Consider the following 15,319-nt stretch of genomic DNA (forward strand, 5'->3'; position numbering starts at 1 on the left):
TCACCACCCGGATAAAAGTTTTTTGGTTCTTTTTTTCAAAAAAGAACGTCTTCCTACCCCACCGCCTCCAGCGCCGCCTCAACCTCCAGCCACACCGCCTCCGCCGCCTCGATCTCGCCGGCGATCACGCCCAGCCGCTGCTGGACCGCGGTAATCTCGTCGGATTTCGCCCGCGCGTAGAAATCGGCATCCGCGAGTTTCGCCTCCAGCTTGCGCTTCTCCGCCTCCAGCGTGCGGATCGTCTTCTCCGCATCGCGGCCCCGCTTGCGCAGCGGTGCCGTGGCTTCGCGCGCTTCGGCGCGGGCCTTGCGGTCTTCCTTGGTCTGAGGAGCGGGTTTCCGATCCTGTGCGGCCCCCGCCGATTTCTGCGTGATCAGGCGCCGGTACGCCTCAAGATCATCGTCATATGCCTCGACCTTGCCGCCCGAAACCAGCATCAGCCGGTCCGCCACCAGATCGATCAGATGCGTGTCATGCGTCACCAGAATCACCGCGCCGGGAAAATCGGTCAGCGCGCGCACCAGCGCCTCGCGCGCGTCGATGTCGAGGTGGTTGGTCGGTTCATCGAGAATGAGCACCTGCGGTGCATCGCGCGTCGCCAGCGCCAGCAGCAGCCGGGCCTTCTCACCGCCCGAAAGCTGACCCACCCTGGTCTCCACCCGCGCCGCATCCAGCCCGAACCGCGCCGCCTGCGCGCGCAACTGGGTGGGGGTCGCGTTCGGCAGCGCGCGCGACAGATGCAGCAGCGGCGTGTCTTCCAGGTGCAGATCATCCTCCTGATGCTGCGCGAAATACCCCACCGTGATGCCACGGGTGCGAAAACTGCTGCCGCTCATCGGCTCGAGCCGTCCGGCCAGCGCCTTGGCCAGGGTGGACTTGCCGTTGCCATTCGCCCCCAGCAGCGCGATGCGGTCCTCCATATCGATCCGCAGCGACACCCCCGAGAGCACGGTCCGCGCACCATACCCGAGCGAAACCCGGTCGAGCGAGAGCAGCGGCGGGGCCAGTTCGCGCGGCGCGGGAAAACTGAACCGCGTCGGGCTGTCTTCCACGATGGTATCGATCATCGGCATTTTCTGCAGCGCCTTCAGGCGCGACTGCGCCTGCCGCGCCTTGCTCGCCTTGGCGCGGAACCGGTCGACATAGCTCTGCATATGCGCCCGCTGCTCCGCAATCTTGGCGGCCGCCCGGTTCTGCTGCTCGGCCCGCTCGGTGCGAATGCGCACGAACTCCGCAAACCCGCCGGGCGTGAGCGTGATCTTGCCGCGATCGAGATGGGCGATGCTGTCAACCGCGCGATCGAGCAGGTCACGGTCATGCGACACCATCAACACGGCACCGGTAAACCGGGCGAGCCAGTTTTCCAGCCACAGCGTCGCTTCGAGGTCGAGATGATTGGTCGGCTCGTCGAGCAGCAACAGGTCGGGGGCCGCAAACAGCGCGGCCGCAAGGGCCACACGCATGCGCCAGCCGCCGGAAAAACTCGACATCGCACGATTCTGCGCGGCATCGTCGAACCCGAGACCCGCCAGGATCGCCCCCGCCCGCGCGCCGGCGCTGTCGGCATCGATGGTGATCAACCGGTCATGGATTTCGCCCAGCCGCTCCGGGGCCGCGTGTTCGGCCTCGCCGAGCAGCGCCGCCCGCTCGACATCCGCGGCCAGCACCACCTCGATCGGCGTGACCGGCCCGGCCGGCGCTTCCTGCGCGACCGCGCCCAGTCTGGCGCGGTTGGCCAGGCGGATGGTGCCGCCATCGGGCGCATGAATGCCCTGGATCAGCTTGAGCAGGGTCGATTTGCCCGCCCCGTTCCGCCCGATCAGCCCGATCTTGCGGCCAGGATCGACCGTGAGTGCCGCAGTTTCGAGCAACGCGCGCCCGGCGATGCTGAAGGAGAGGTTTTCGATGCGAAGAAGGCTCATGCCCGCTAGCTAACCCAGCGCGCGGGGCTTGCCCATACCGGACAGGGCGGCTATGGCCGCCCCGACTCTCGAAGCTTCCGACCAAAACCCTGAAAAGAGACCCCAATGGCCCTCGAACACACGCTCTCGATCATCAAACCCGACGCGACCCGCCGCAACCTCACCGGCGCCATCAACGCCAAATTCGAGGCCGCCGGCCTGCGCATCGTCGCCCAGAAGCGCATCCACCTCACCAAAGCACAGGCCGAGGCGTTCTACGGTGTCCACAAGGAACGCCCGTTCTTCGCCGGCCTGGTCACATTCATGACCTCCGGCCCGGTCGTCGCACAGGTGCTCGAAGGTGAAGGCGCGGTCGCCAAAAACCGCGAGATCATGGGCGCAACCGACCCGAAGAAGGCCGCCGCCGGCACCATCCGCGCCGAATTCGCCGAAGACATCGAAGCCAATTCCGTGCATGGCTCCGATGCGGCGGACACCGCGGCGCAGGAGATCGCCTTCTTCTTCGCCGGCATCGAAATCGTCGGCTGACCGCATCGAAAAGGGGGCGCCCGCCCCCTTTGCTCGCATCGCCCCCTCGCTCGCATCGCTCTCTTGCTCGCCCCGGTTCAGCCCGGATGCAGCGGCCAGACCAGCATGATCAGCGGCACCGCGACCACCAGACAGACCACGCTCAGCGGCAGGCCCAGCCGCCAATAGTCGCCGGCCCGGTAACCGCCCGGCCCCATCACCAATATGTTGCATTGATGTCCGGTCGGCACCACCATCGGCAGCGCCGCCCCGACCGCGACGGCCATCAGCAGCGGGTCGATCCCGACATGCAGCCCATGCGCCACACCCACCGCGACCGGCGCCATCAGCACCGCCGTCGCGGCATGATTGATGACGTTCGATAAAATCATCGTCACCAGCAGCATCAACGCGACCACGCCGAAGCTCGGCAGATGATGCGCCAGATCAATGAACAGCGCCGCGATGGTCTTCGCCCCGCCGGTCTGCTGCAACGCCTGCCCCACCGGAATGATCGCGCCGAGCAGCACGATGACCGGCCACTCCACCGCATCATACAGCGCGCGCGTCGGGATCAGGCGCGCCAGCACCATCGCCAGCGCCCCGCTCGCGAACGCCACGTCCGAGGGCAGCGCCCGCGTCGCGGCCAGCGTGATCGCGACGGCGAAAATCCCCAGCGCGGTGGCAATCCGCGCCGGCTTGCCCACGCGGATCGCCCGCTCTGCCAGCGGCAGGCACCCCAGCTGGGTCATCACCTCGTCCAGGGTTTCGGCATCGCCCTGCAGCAACAGAATATCGCTCGCCTGCAGCGGAATCGCCGAGTGCCGCCCCTTGATCCGCTCGCCCTGCCGCGCCACCGCGAGCAGGTTGACCCCATACCATTTGCGCAGACCGAGCGACGCCGCCGATTTGCCGATCAACCGCGATTCCGGCTGAATGACGCATTCGATGATGTCGATGTCGTTCGATTTCAGAAAATCGTCCCCGATATCCTTGTCCGACGCCAGGGTGAGCTTCGCGGTGTCGAGCACGATCGTCAGATTATCGGCATCCGCCTCGATCACCAGATGATCGCCCCCCTGCATCCGATGATACCGGCGCGGCGCCACCCGCCGGTCCGCGCCATGCACCAGCCCGATGATCGCGAAACTCGCATCGATGCCTTCCTCCAGTTCACCGATCGTCCGGCCGTCGAACGGACTGCCCTGTGGAATTTCCGCCTCGGTCAGATATTTCGCCATGCCGTAATGCTCGTCCTGACCCTTCGCACTCTGGCGCTCCGGCACCAGGAACCGGCTGAAGGCGGCCATGAACACCAGCCCCGCGACCGCGACCCCGGCGCCCACCGGCGTGAACGAGAACATGGTGAAGCCGCCATGCCCCAGCTGACCCCGATACGCCGCGATGATGATGTTCGGCGACGTGCCGATCAACGTGGTCATGCCCCCCAGAAACGCGCTGAACCCGAGCGGCATCAGAAACCGCGACACGCTGGTGCCGCTGCGCCGGGCGAGCTGGATCGCCACCGGCATGAACACGCCGATCGATCCGGTGTCGTTGATCAGTGCGGAGCTGACCGCCTCCGAGCCGGTCAGCGCCACCAGCTGGCCGGACGGTGTCTTCGCCGCGCGCCCCAGCCATTTGGCCAGCAGATCGACCACACCGGACTGCCACATCGCATGTCCCATGATCAGCACTGAGGCGACCGTGATCACCGCCGGGTTGGCAAACCCCGCGAACACCGCATCGGGCTTGAGCACATGCGTGATCGCCAGAACCATCAGCGCCGCCACGGCGACCAGATCGTAACGGATGATATTGGTCAGGAACAGCACCAGCGTGGCACCGATCACCGCGAAGACGATCATCTGGGCAGGCGGCATCAAATCTCCAATTCCTGGCGCCATCGCGCCTGTGCGGCTCACCCGGGCTGGGTCGGGGGATCAAGAAAAAGGGGAGCCGAAGCTCCCCTTTCAAGCGAGAGTGATGCGCCGCAGCTTACGGTGCATGACCCAGGTTGACGGTGTTCGGGTTGGTGACCGCACCGCCGATCGCCCCGATCCCGCCGCCGATCAAGGCGCCGGTCGCGGCCGAACCGCCGGTGGCCGCACCGATGATCGCACCGGTGCCGGCGCCGATGGCACCGCCCGAGAGTGCGCGCGAGCCGGGCGTATAGCCGCAGGCGGCCAGGCTGAGCGCCAACGCCGCAAGCAGCGCCGGCGTCGCAAAATGCCGGACCGTGAGGCGCCGGGTGGTTGACTGGGTCATGGTTGGTCTCCTTGTTTATCGATCGGAATGAGTTGAGCAGATAACGTCTCATTCTTTGCAACGCCGTTACCGGCTGATGTCGGCAATGTAACGGCGCTGCTGTGGCAGCATCGTGGCATTGCCCCGGCCTTGTTATGCGCCACCGCAGAGGGTAATCGGTCGGCGTTCTGGATTATTGGTTCGCATCCTCGCCAGACAACACCTCTGGCTGACGCTCCGCGGAAAGGATTCCATGTTTTCTCGGCTTCTCGGGCTCATGTCTGCCGACATGGCCATCGATCTCGGCACCGCCAACACCCTTGTCTATGTAAAGGGGCGCGGCATCGTGCTCGATGAACCCTCGGTCGTGGCAATCGCCGAGGTCAAGGGACGCAAGCAGGTTCTCGCGGTCGGCGAGGAAGCCAAGCACATGCTCGGCCGCACCCCCGGCAACATCCAGGCGATCCGCCCCCTGCGCGACGGCGTCATCGCCGATTTCGAGGTGGCGGAGGAAATGATCAAGCATTTCATCCGCAAGGTGCACAACCGCAAATGGGGCGCCTCGCCGCTCATCATCGTGTGCGTCCCCTCCGGCTCCACCGCCGTCGAACGCCGCGCCATCCAGGAGTCCGCCGAAAGCGCCGGCGCGCGCAAGGTCCTGCTGATCGAGGAACCGATGGCCGCGGCAATCGGCGCCGGCCTGCCGGTCACCGAACCCTCCGGCTCGATGGTGGTCGACATCGGCGGCGGCACCACCGAGGTCGCGGTGATCTCGCTGGGCGGCATCGTCTACGCCCGCTCGGTCCGCGTCGGCGGCGACAAGATGGACGAAGCCATCATCTCCTACATCCGCCGCAACCATAACCTGCTGATCGGCGAATCCTCGGCCGAAAAGATCAAACTCGAAATCGGCGCCGCCTGGTCCGACCCCTCCGCCCCCGGCGTCTGGCGCGAGGTCAAGGGGCGCGACCTGATCAACGGCGTGCCGCGCGAAGTGCGGGTCAGCCAGGCCCAGATCGCCGAAAGCCTGGCCGAGCCGGTCAGCCAGATCGTCGAGACCGTCAAAGTCGCCCTCGAAAACACGCCGCCCGAACTCGCGGGCGACATCGTCGACAAAGGCATCGTGCTCACCGGCGGCGGCGCGCTGCTCCACCGGCTGGACGATGTCCTGCGCGAGGCGACCGGCCTGCCCGTGGTGGTGGCCGAGGAACCGCTGCAATGCGTCGCACTCGGCACCGGCCGCGCGCTGGAGGAGTTGAAACGCCTGCGCACCGTGCTTTCATCCATGTATTGATACGCCACCCATCCCGCTCGGAGGACTGACGCATGGCGATCCGTAAAATTCTGCTCCCGCTGGCCGGTATCGCCTCCGCCCGGGGCGCGCTGTCCACCGCCCTGATGCTGTCGCAACGCTGGCGCGCCCATCTGCACGCGCTGCACGTCCGCACCGACACCCGCGACGTCGCACCCTTGGCCGGCGAAGGCCTGTCCGGCGCGATGATCGAGGAAATGATGGCGAGCACCGAAAAGGAGGGCAACACCGAAGCCACCGCCCTCGCCGCCCTGTTCACCCAGGAAACCACCGCGCGCGGCATCACCGTCGGCGCGCCGGTCCGCGCGACCGATGGCGCGGTCCGCGCCGCCTCCGCCCGGTTCTCCTCGGTGGTCGGGCGCGAGGAGGAACTGGTCGCCGGCGAAGCAAGGCTGTCGGACCTGATCGTGGTGCCGCACCCGAAATCGGCCGAGGAAGTCGCCTCCGCCGATGCGCTGCACGCCGTCCTGTTCGATTCCGGCCGCCCCGCGCTGATCGCCCCGGTGGGCGTCCCCACCACCATCGGCACCCGCATCGCAATCGCCTGGAACGGCACCGCCGAAAGCGCCTCCGCCGTCGCCTCCGTGCTGCCCTGGCTGGCCGATGCCACGGCGGTGCGCATCTTCCACTCGCCCGACTATCAGCGCCAGGGCCCCGGCGCCGACAAACTCGCGTCCTTCCTCGAACTGCACGGCATCACCGCCGATGCCACCGAATTCCGCGCGATCGACCGCAACGCCGGCACCGGCCTGCTCGCCGCGGTCGAGGCCTATGGCGCGGATCTCCTGGCGATGGGTGCCTATTCCCACTCGCGCCTGCGCCAGCTCATCCTCGGCGGCGTCACCCGCCACGTGCTGGAGCACGCCAAACTCGCCGTGCTGATGAACCGGTGACCATGTTCGGCGTCGAGGACGCGGAAACCGAAGCCGCGATCCGCGCCTACGTGAAACTGATGCGGGCGAGCCATGCGGTCAGCGCCCGCACCGCCCCGCGCCTGATCGCCGCCGGCCTCACCCACACCCAGCTCGGCGTGCTCGAAGCCCTCCTGCATCTCGGCCCCCTCACCCAGCGCGACCTGTCGCGCAAAATCCTGACCAGCCCCGGCAACCTCACCGATGTGATCGACAAACTCGCCAAACGCGATCTGGTCGCCCGCCTCGCCTGCAAGGAAGACCGCCGCAGCGTCCGCGTCGTCCTGACCGAGCCCGGCCGCGCCTTCATCGAATCCCTGTTCCCCGGCCACGCCGCCGATATCGGCGCCGCCATGGCCGGCGTGACGGGCGAAGATCTCGCCACGCTCGACCGTCTGCTGCGCCGCCTCGGCACCGCGGTCAGCGATGATTGACCTTCGCCGCCGCCCGCCTATATCATTCGATATCGAACTATAACATGCGCCCCGCCGCATCAGGAGATCATCGATGATCGAGCTACGCCCCTTCGACAGCATCGGCCGCTTCCGCAACGAGTGGCTCAACGCCCACCATCATTTCAGCTTCGGCGGCTATCACGACCGCGCGCGCATGGGCTGGGGTGCCCTGCGCGTCTGGAACGATGACGAGGTCGCCCCCCGTTCCGGCTTCGATCCGCACCCGCACCGCGACATGGAAATCATCACCTTCATCCGCCAGGGCGCCATCACCCACAAGGACAATCTCGGCAACGAAGGCGTCACCCGCGCGGGCGATGTCCAGGTGATGCACGCCGGCACCGGCATCACCCATGCCGAATACAACCAGGAAGACGAGCCCACCCGCCTGTTTCAAATCTGGGTGATGCCGGACCGCACCGGCGTCGCCCCCGGCTGGGCGACGCGCGAATTCCCCCGCGCCACCGGCACCGGCCTTCACGTCCTGGCCGGCGGCCGCCCCGGCGATGCCGCAAGCGGCGCCCTGCCCCTCTACGCCGATGCCGCGGTCCTCGCCGGCCGGCTCGCCCCCGGCGAGCGCACCACCTACACCATCGCACCCGGCCGGGCGGCCTATCTCGTCGCCCCGCAGGGTCACTTCACCGTCAACGGCGTCGCCGCATCGGCACGCGACGGTGTCGCCATCAGCGATGAGCGCGCGATCGTGATCGAAGCGGGCGCTACGGAAACCGAACTGGTCCTTGTCGATGTACGCTCATGAAACGAGTTTCATCTGAACAACCTGCCCACGTTTAGAATCGTGCCTATATCGCAGCGCAGGGTCATCGATCCGTTACGCGAATAGTGTAGGACCACGAAACGAATGACGCGACCGATCGCCCGCCGCATTGTTTCGCTTCGTTCTTTCGTACCGCATTTTCGTCTCGTCCTCCTGCGGCCAATCAACGGCCGGCCAACCATAAGGATAGCTTGCATGACATCGTTCCTCGCACGACGCCGGCCGTACCGGATTGCGGCACTCTCGGCCGTGCTGCTCGCCGGAACCTCCCTCGCCGTCGTGACACTCCGCCCCGCGATCGCAGGCGACCAGTCCCTCAACGCCACCGCCAAGGTCCAGCAGGACTACAAGCCGCTGCCGAGCTTCGCGCCGCTGGTAAAGGACGTCAGCCCCGCCGTCGTCTCGGTGACGGTTCACCTGAAAGTGCAGAACGCGGACTCGATGGGCGGCGGCGCGCCGCACGGCATGCCCATGCCGTTTCCCTTCCCGTTCCCGCAGCCCCAGCAGCCCCAGGCGGTCGAAGCCAAGGGCTCGGGCTTCTTCATCAGCTCCTCGGGCTACCTGATCACCAACAACCACGTGGTGAAAAACGCCAAATCGGTCTTCGTCACCCTGCTCGACGGGCAGCGCCTGGTCGCCCACATCGTCGGCACCGACCCCGGCACCGATCTCGCCGTGCTGAAAGTGTCGCGCTCCAAGCCGTTCCCCTATCTCGAACTCGGTGATTCCGCGAAGGTCACCCCCGGCCAGTGGGTCATCGCGATCGGCAATCCCTTCGGCCTCGCCGAAACCGTCACCACCGGCGTGGTCTCCGCCCTCGGCCGCGACATCGGCGATGGCGAGTACGACAGTTTCATCCAGGTCGACGCCCCGATCAACGAAGGCAATTCCGGCGGCCCGCTGCTCAACCAGAAAGGCGAGGTGATCGGCGTCAACACCGCCATCCTCACCCCCACCGGCGGCTCGGTCGGCATCGGCTTCTCGATCCCCTCCGACATGGTCAAGCGCATCAGCACCGAGCTGATCAAGCAGGGCCACATCACCCGCGGCTTCATCGGCGTGCAGGTCCAGCTGATCAGCCCTGAAATGGCCACCGCCATGGGTCTGAAGAGCGAAGACGGCAAATCCGCCGGCGCGCTCGTCGCCGAAACCGTGCCGAACGGCCCCGCCGCCAAAGCCGGTCTCAAGCCGGGCGACGTGATCACGCAGGTCGATGGCAAACCCGTCACCAACCCGCGCGATCTTGCGGTCGCCATCTCCGAGATCAAACCCGGCGATGACGCGCACGTGACCTACATCCGCGACGGCAAAGACCAAACCGCCTCCATCACCGTCGAAAAAATGCCCGCCAACGCCCAGGCCGCCTTCAACGGCGGCCCCACCAGCAACGGCCATCCCGCCGCCAACAAGCCCGAACTCGGGCTGACCCTGGCACCCCTGACCGAATCCGACCGCCAGCAGCTCGACCTGCCGATGTCGAGCAAGGGCGCCGTGGTCGCGGGCGTCATGCCGAACTCGCCCGCCGATGAGGCCGGGCTGCGTTCGGGCGATGTCGTGGTCGGCGTCGGCAGCACGCCGGTCGAAAATCCGGCCGATGCCGTCCGCGCCATCCACAAGGCCGAGGCTCAGAAGGCCAAGGCGATCGCGCTGCGCGTCATGCGCGGCAATCAGGCGATTTTCGTCGCCGTGCCGCTGCCGAAGGCGGGTGCCAAAAAATAACGGGGCGCACCGTTCTCCCACCGCCGGGCGGGATGGAATATCCGACTACCGGACGCCGCCCGCTCAACCGGATCATAGCAAACACGCCTCCGGCCCTTGCAGGCCGGAGGCGTTTCTGATCTGACCATCCGGCAACCGCCCGTTTCCTTGAGGTCCGCCGCATGCGCATCACGCCGTCCGCCCCATCGTCCACCGCCGCATCCTCCGCCGCCCCCGGCCCGAACGCCACCGATCTCGCCGCCCTCGAGGCCGAAAGCATCGAGATCATCCGCGAAGCCGCGGCCGGCTTTCGCAACCCGGTGATGCTCTATTCGATCGGCAAGGACAGCTCGGTGATGCTGCACCTCGCCATGAAGGCGTTCTTCCCCGGCAAGCCGCCGTTCCCGCTGCTGCATGTCGATACCGGCTGGAAATTCCGCGAAATGATCAGCTTTCGCGACGAGACCGCCCGCCGCCTCGGGCTCGAGCTGATCGTGCGCACCAATGCCGAGGCTGCCGCCCGCGGCATCAACCCGTTCGACCAGACCGCCTCGACCTATACCACCATCATGAAGACCGAAACGCTCAAGGCCGCGCTCGATGAATTCGGCTTCGATGCCGCCTTCGGCGGCGCGCGGCGCGATGAGGAAAAATCCCGCGCCAAGGAGCGCATCTTCTCGGTCCGCACCGCCGCCCATGGCTGGGACCCCAAAGCCCAGCGGCCCGAATTATGGACCCTGTTCAACACCCGCCTCGCCCCCGGCCAGTCGATGCGGGTGTTCCCCCTGTCGAACTGGACCGAGGCCGATATCTGGAACTACATCGCCGCCGAGGCGATCCCGGTGGTGCCGCTCTATTTCGCCAAACCCCGCCCGGTGGTGCAGCGCGGCACCCAGTGGATCATGGTCGATGACGACCGCCTGCCGCTCCGCCCCGGCGAGGTGCCCGAACTGCGCAGCGTGCGCTTTCGCACCCTCGGCTGCTACCCGCTCACCGCCGCGGTCGAATCCACCGCGGCCACGCTCGATGCGGTCATCGCCGAAATGGGCGCATCGCGCCTCTCCGAGCGGCAGGGCCGCCTGATCGATCACGACGATTCCGCCGCCATGGAAAAAAAGAAGCGGGAGGGATATTTCTGATGCACGACATGACCGCGCTCGAACCCCGCACCCTGCTGCGCCTGCTCACCTGCGGCTCGGTCGATGACGGCAAATCCACCCTGATCGGCCGCCTGCTGTTCGATACCGACAACATCCCCGACGATCAGCGCGCCAGCCTCGAACGCGACTCCCGCAAATTCGGCACCGATGGCGCGAATATCGACTACGCCCTGCTGGTCGATGGGCTGGAGGCCGAGCGCGAACAGGGCATCACCATCGATGTCGCCTACCGCTTCATGGCAACCCCCCGCCGCAAATTCATCATCGCCGACACACCCGGCCACGAGCAATACACCCGCAACATGGCCACCGGCGCCTCGACCGCGCAGCTCGCCATCCTGCTGGTCGATGCCAGCCAGGGCCTGCTGACCCAAACCCGCCGCCACGCCTTCATCGCCGATCTGCTGGGCATCCGCCACGTGGTGCTCGCGGTCAACAAGATCGACCTGATCGGCCACGACCAGGCCCGGTTCGAGGCGATCGCGCGTGATTTCGCAACCCTCGCGACCCGTTTCCACTTCCAGACCATCACCGCGATTCCCCTCTCGGCCCGCCATGGCGACAATGTGGTCCACCGCAGCGAAGCGATGCCCTGGTACCAGGGCCCGACCCTGCTCGACCATCTCGAGGCGATCGAACCCGCCACCGCGCAGACCGGCCCGTTCCGCTTTCCGGTGCAATGGGTCAGCCGGCCGGATGCCGATTTCCGCGGCTATGCCGGCACCGTCGCCGGCGGCGTCATCCGCCCCGGCGATGCCGTCGTCGTCGCGGCATCGGGCCGCACCAGCACCATCGCCCGCATCGTGACCGCCGATGGCGACCGCGAAGTCGCCAATGCCGGCGACGCCATCACGCTCACCCTCGCCGATGAGCTCGACATCTCGCGCGGCGACGTGCTCGCCACCCCCGATACCCGGCCGGACGTCGCGGCCCAGTTCGCCGCCGATCTGGTCTGGATGAGCGCGGCCCCGTTGCTGCCCGGCCGGCCCTATGTCGTGCGGATCGGCACGGCCAGCGTCTCCGGCGTGGTCTCGAAAATCCGCCATAAGGTGAATGTCAATAATTTCGACGAGCTGGCAGCCGACCAGCTCACCCTGAACGAGGTCGCCCTGGTCAACCTCGCCCTCGCCGCCCCGGTCGCCTTCGATGCCTATCAGGACAACCGCCGCACCGGTGCCTTCATCCTGATCGACCGCGTCACCAACGAAACCGTCGCCGCCGGCATGATCCGCCACGCACTGCGCCGCGCCAGCAACATCCACACCCAGGCCCTGACGATCGACCGCGCCGCCCGCGAGGCGCGCAACGGCCACCGCCCGGCCATCCTGTGGTTCACCGGCCTGTCCGGCTCGGGCAAATCGACCATCGCCAATCTGCTGGAAACCAGGCTGCACCTGCTCGGCGCGCACACCTACCTGCTCGATGGCGACAACATCCGCCACGGCCTGAACCGCGATCTCGGCTTCACCGATGCGGACCGGGTGGAAAACATCCGCCGGGTGGGCGAGGTCGCCAAATTATTCGCCGATGCCGGCACGATCGTGCTGGTCAGCTTCATCTCGCCGTTCCGCGCCGAACGGCAGATGGCGCGCGAACTGGTCGAACCCGGCCTGTTCCACGAAGTCTTCGTCGACACCCCGATCGAGATCTGCCGCCAGCGCGACCCGAAAGGCCTGTACCGCAAGGCGGACGCCGGCCAGATCCGCAATTTCACCGGCATCGACAGCCCCTACGAACCTCCCGAAGCACCGGAGTTCCACCTGAAAACCGACACGACGGACGCCGAAACCCTGGCGGACCACCTCCTCGCCTCGCTCCGCCCGGCCCTCGGCCTGCAAACCTGATCCACGCCCCGATCGCGGTGACGCGGCAGCGGCACCATGATCGCATCCGGCCGGTCGATGAAATCGCGCGCGCGTGCCGGGCCGAAACCCCGGCACGCGCGTCACGCGATCCCGCCCGCCCGACCATGGCGCCCCGCACCGGTCAAAAATCGCCCTTCATCATGCGGCGCGTGGACGAAATCCGTTCACTGATTTTTCATCAAAATCGGGTACGAGCAATACTCACTACAGTGAAAAACGCGCCCAAAACCGGTGTGGCCGCCTTTATTTCAGATCAATCGCATAATTGACAGATCGCAACGATATTTCAGTTGACGACACGTTATCATAGATCGACATGGTCCGGCGCCCGCGCGCCGGGCAGCGACGTGGTTGACAGCCGCGCTGACGCGCTGTGCAGCCGGGATTTGTCAGAAAATTTTACACATTGATCGCGCTCTTGACGTACACGCCGCCTAACCATCTGAAATATATAGGTTTCAAAATTTGGCATGACAATTGCTTAAATGTTGTCGAGACCCGTCTCGAACCGTGACTTGTTCCAAATATGGAACGCCCTTCATTTTCGGATTTTGTGGAGTTACCTATGCTGAATAAAACAACCCTGCTCGCCGGCGCCGCAATTCTGGCGTCCTTCTTTGGTGCCGTCACCGCCCACGCCGACCCGTCGCTGACGTTCGGCGTCACGGTCTGGACCGCCGCAACACCCGGCGCCCAAATCGGCGACGCCAACCAGCAGGCCCTGCCGAACAACCCGATCATCATGACATCAAATCTGATGGCGACCGCGACCTACACCGGTATTCCGAACTGGTCCGACGGCACGCAGTCCAGCAATACCTTCGCCGGCTTTACCAACAACGGCGCCGGATTTTCCAACATCAAATATTTCAACAATGGTTCGGCAAACACGGTTCTCAGCACATCGAATTTCGGCAGCGTCGCGCTGTTCGAGCTGAGCTTCACGACCAACCACACGTTCTCCGGCACCGTCACCCATGACGACGGGTTCAGCCTCTACAACGCCGCCACCAACACCCAGCTGGTGAACAGCGCCTACCCGACCAACGCAACCCCGACCAATTTCAATGTCGGTCCGGGCACCTATGACATCTGGTACCTCGAGGCGAACGGTGCGCCGGCAGACTTTCAATTCAGCAACGTGAACGTGCCGGAACCCGGTTCGCTCGCCGTCCTCGGCACCGCCCTGGTCGGTCTCGGCCTGGTTCTGCGCCGCCGCAAGCGCGCCTGACACCGAGACGCCAAACGTCGATCCGAACCCGCCCCGTCACAGGGGCGCGTTTTTTGTTAAACCCGAAGCGATCGCCCGGCGCCATCCGCCCGTCAGCACCAATCGAGCACCCATCCCCCAAATCCCGTCCTCCCAAATCCCCAAACCAAAAAACTAACAAAACCCCCTAACATTTCCCTTTCTCACCCCCCACCGATCATGGTCTAACCCTACCCATGATTGCGAACGCGCCGTTCATGCCTGCCGACCCGACCGAGCGCTTCACGGTGATCTTCCGTGCCCTGCAGCGCGCGGTCGCCGACAACGGCTACCGCCTCAAAATCCACGGCCCGCTCATCGTCCTGATCTGGAACTACCTCGCCCGCCAGATCGCTCGCTTCGCCAAAATCGCATCCCGCCCACCCCAATCCCCGCGCACCCGTACCCGCGCTCCCAAACCGGTCGAGCGCGAACCCGCCACCCCCAATCCCAAACCACCCCTAACCCTGCCCCGCGGCTTCGCCTGGCTCATCCGCCTGCTCCCCAACGGCCCCGCCACCGTCGTCGCCGGTGCCGCCGCCCGCGCCGATCTCCAGCTTTTCATGGAAGACCCCATCGTGCTGGACCTGCTCGCCACCCACCCCAGCCTCGGCCGCATCCTCCGCCCCCTCCACACCATGCTCGGCCTGCGTCCACCCCAAATCATCAAACGCCCGAGAAAACCCCGGAGCGAACCCACCAACCCCGCCAACCCCCGCCCCAAACGCCCCCGCCCCAAGCGCCAGCCCGACTTCATGGCCCAATACAAAGTCAACCCCGACGGCAGCATCGACTTCACCCCCGAACAACTCCGCGACATCCTCGGCCCACCCCCACCACCCGTCCCGCCCTGGCACCACCCCTTCGTGCCCTCGTTCGATGCCAAAAAAATGTGGCGCAAAGGCCCGCGAGGCTGATGCACGCCTAATTCGTTACGATATCGTAACCAAACAGGCAAAGAAGCAAGGGAAGTTCTTCTTTTTTGTGAACAAAAAAGAAGCAAAAAAAACTTTGTTGATTTGGGTCCGTGCCGGCTGAAACGCCCGTGCCCCAGATTAAAAAACTTTGTTAATCTGGGTCCGTGCCGGTGAAAACGCCCGTGACCCAGATTAAAGAAAGTTTTTTGCTTCTTTTTTTCAAAAAAGAAGCCTTCCCCTTCCTTCCATACCGCACCGCAGCAACCCGGTTTAAGACCCGCTCAAAATGCATTATATC

General features: G+C 65.7%; 13 protein-coding genes. 10 read left to right on the top strand and 3 right to left on the bottom strand.

The genetic code is table 11. From position 1 onward, the window contains the following. Positions 1–53: 53 nt before the first annotated feature. Complete coding sequence (locus tag AruPA_RS09075; RefSeq protein WP_265636348.1) at positions 54–1,922, bottom strand: ABC-F family ATP-binding cassette domain-containing protein; 1,869 nt, start codon at positions 1,920–1,922, stop codon at positions 54–56. A gap of 105 nt (positions 1,923–2,027) precedes the next feature. Between AruPA_RS09075 and ndk the strand changes: the two genes are divergently transcribed. Further along, positions 2,028–2,450 carry a nucleoside-diphosphate kinase gene (gene ndk / locus AruPA_RS09080; RefSeq protein ID WP_265636349.1) on the top strand — a complete coding sequence of 141 codons (423 nt, stop codon included), beginning with the start codon at positions 2,028–2,030 and terminating at the stop codon, positions 2,448–2,450. 77 nt (positions 2,451–2,527) lie between these two features. Here ndk and AruPA_RS09085 read toward each other — a convergent pair whose 3' ends face one another. Both AruPA_RS09085 and AruPA_RS09090 read right to left on the bottom strand, forming a co-directional pair. Further along, complete coding sequence (locus AruPA_RS09085; protein ID WP_265636350.1) at positions 2,528–4,312, bottom strand: SLC13 family permease; 1,785 nt, start codon at positions 4,310–4,312, stop codon at positions 2,528–2,530. 115 nt (positions 4,313–4,427) lie between these two features. After that, a complete protein-coding gene (locus AruPA_RS09090) occupies positions 4,428–4,697 on the bottom strand; it encodes a YMGG-like glycine zipper-containing protein (protein WP_265636351.1) in 270 nt (89 codons plus the stop codon). A gap of 232 nt (positions 4,698–4,929) precedes the next feature. On the opposite strand from AruPA_RS09090, the gene AruPA_RS09095 reads away from it, so the two are divergent. From AruPA_RS09095 to AruPA_RS09135, 9 genes are all read left to right on the top strand, one after another. Continuing rightward, positions 4,930–5,970, top strand: coding sequence for a rod shape-determining protein (locus AruPA_RS09095; RefSeq protein ID WP_029311338.1), 1,041 nt, complete (start codon positions 4,930–4,932; stop codon positions 5,968–5,970). Positions 5,971–6,002: 32 nt separating this feature from the next. After that, a complete protein-coding gene (locus AruPA_RS09100; RefSeq protein ID WP_265636352.1) occupies positions 6,003–6,881 on the top strand; it encodes a universal stress protein in 879 nt (292 codons plus the stop codon). Positions 6,882–6,883: 2 nt separating this feature from the next. After that, a complete protein-coding gene (locus AruPA_RS09105) occupies positions 6,884–7,333 on the top strand; it encodes a MarR family winged helix-turn-helix transcriptional regulator (RefSeq protein WP_265636488.1) in 450 nt (149 codons plus the stop codon). Positions 7,334–7,406: 73 nt separating this feature from the next. After that, positions 7,407–8,114, top strand: coding sequence for a pirin family protein (locus AruPA_RS09110; RefSeq protein WP_265636353.1), 708 nt, complete (start codon positions 7,407–7,409; stop codon positions 8,112–8,114). A gap of 213 nt (positions 8,115–8,327) precedes the next feature. Beyond that, a complete protein-coding gene (locus AruPA_RS09115; RefSeq protein ID WP_265636354.1) occupies positions 8,328–9,851 on the top strand; it encodes a Do family serine endopeptidase in 1,524 nt (507 codons plus the stop codon). Between the two features lie 161 nt (positions 9,852–10,012). Next, positions 10,013–10,969: a sulfate adenylyltransferase subunit CysD gene (gene cysD / locus AruPA_RS09120; RefSeq protein ID WP_265636355.1), complete on the top strand. Its 957-nt coding sequence runs from the start codon at positions 10,013–10,015 to the stop codon at positions 10,967–10,969. Further along, on the top strand, positions 10,969–12,834 hold the full coding sequence (gene cysN, locus AruPA_RS09125) for a sulfate adenylyltransferase subunit CysN (protein WP_265636356.1): 1,866 nt from the start codon (positions 10,969–10,971) through the stop codon (positions 12,832–12,834). Before cysD ends, cysN begins: the two co-directional genes overlap by 1 nt. Positions 12,835–13,420: 586 nt before the next feature. After that, positions 13,421–14,086: a PEP-CTERM sorting domain-containing protein gene (locus AruPA_RS09130; protein WP_265636357.1), complete on the top strand. Its 666-nt coding sequence runs from the start codon at positions 13,421–13,423 to the stop codon at positions 14,084–14,086. 215 nt (positions 14,087–14,301) lie between these two features. Then, entirely contained in the window at positions 14,302–15,021 is a 720-nt protein-coding gene (locus AruPA_RS09135; RefSeq protein ID WP_265636358.1) for a hypothetical protein, read from the top strand. The last annotated feature ends 298 nt before the right edge of the window (positions 15,022–15,319 follow it).

It is taken from the genome of Acidiphilium sp. PA (genome assembly GCF_026191915.1).
Taxonomy (GTDB): domain Bacteria; phylum Pseudomonadota; class Alphaproteobacteria; order Acetobacterales; family Acetobacteraceae; genus Acidiphilium.

Coding starts and splice junctions, on each gene's coding strand:
- AruPA_RS09105 (WP_265636488.1), top strand. CDS start 6,884: ATGTTCGGCGTCGAGGACGCGGAAACCGAAGCCGCGATCCGCGCCTAC.
- cysD (WP_265636355.1), top strand. CDS start 10,013: ATGCGCATCACGCCGTCCGCCCCATCGTCCACCGCCGCATCCTCCGCC.
- AruPA_RS09090 (WP_265636351.1), bottom strand. CDS start 4,697: ATGACCCAGTCAACCACCCGGCGCCTCACGGTCCGGCATTTTGCGACG.
- AruPA_RS09110 (WP_265636353.1), top strand. CDS start 7,407: ATGATCGAGCTACGCCCCTTCGACAGCATCGGCCGCTTCCGCAACGAG.
- AruPA_RS09085 (WP_265636350.1), bottom strand. CDS start 4,312: ATGCCGCCTGCCCAGATGATCGTCTTCGCGGTGATCGGTGCCACGCTG.
- AruPA_RS09075 (WP_265636348.1), bottom strand. CDS start 1,922: ATGAGCCTTCTTCGCATCGAAAACCTCTCCTTCAGCATCGCCGGGCGC.
- ndk (WP_265636349.1), top strand. CDS start 2,028: ATGGCCCTCGAACACACGCTCTCGATCATCAAACCCGACGCGACCCGC.
- AruPA_RS09100 (WP_265636352.1), top strand. CDS start 6,003: ATGGCGATCCGTAAAATTCTGCTCCCGCTGGCCGGTATCGCCTCCGCC.
- AruPA_RS09115 (WP_265636354.1), top strand. CDS start 8,328: ATGACATCGTTCCTCGCACGACGCCGGCCGTACCGGATTGCGGCACTC.
- AruPA_RS09130 (WP_265636357.1), top strand. CDS start 13,421: ATGCTGAATAAAACAACCCTGCTCGCCGGCGCCGCAATTCTGGCGTCC.
- AruPA_RS09135 (WP_265636358.1), top strand. CDS start 14,302: ATGATTGCGAACGCGCCGTTCATGCCTGCCGACCCGACCGAGCGCTTC.
- AruPA_RS09095 (WP_029311338.1), top strand. CDS start 4,930: ATGTTTTCTCGGCTTCTCGGGCTCATGTCTGCCGACATGGCCATCGAT.
- cysN (WP_265636356.1), top strand. CDS start 10,969: ATGCACGACATGACCGCGCTCGAACCCCGCACCCTGCTGCGCCTGCTC.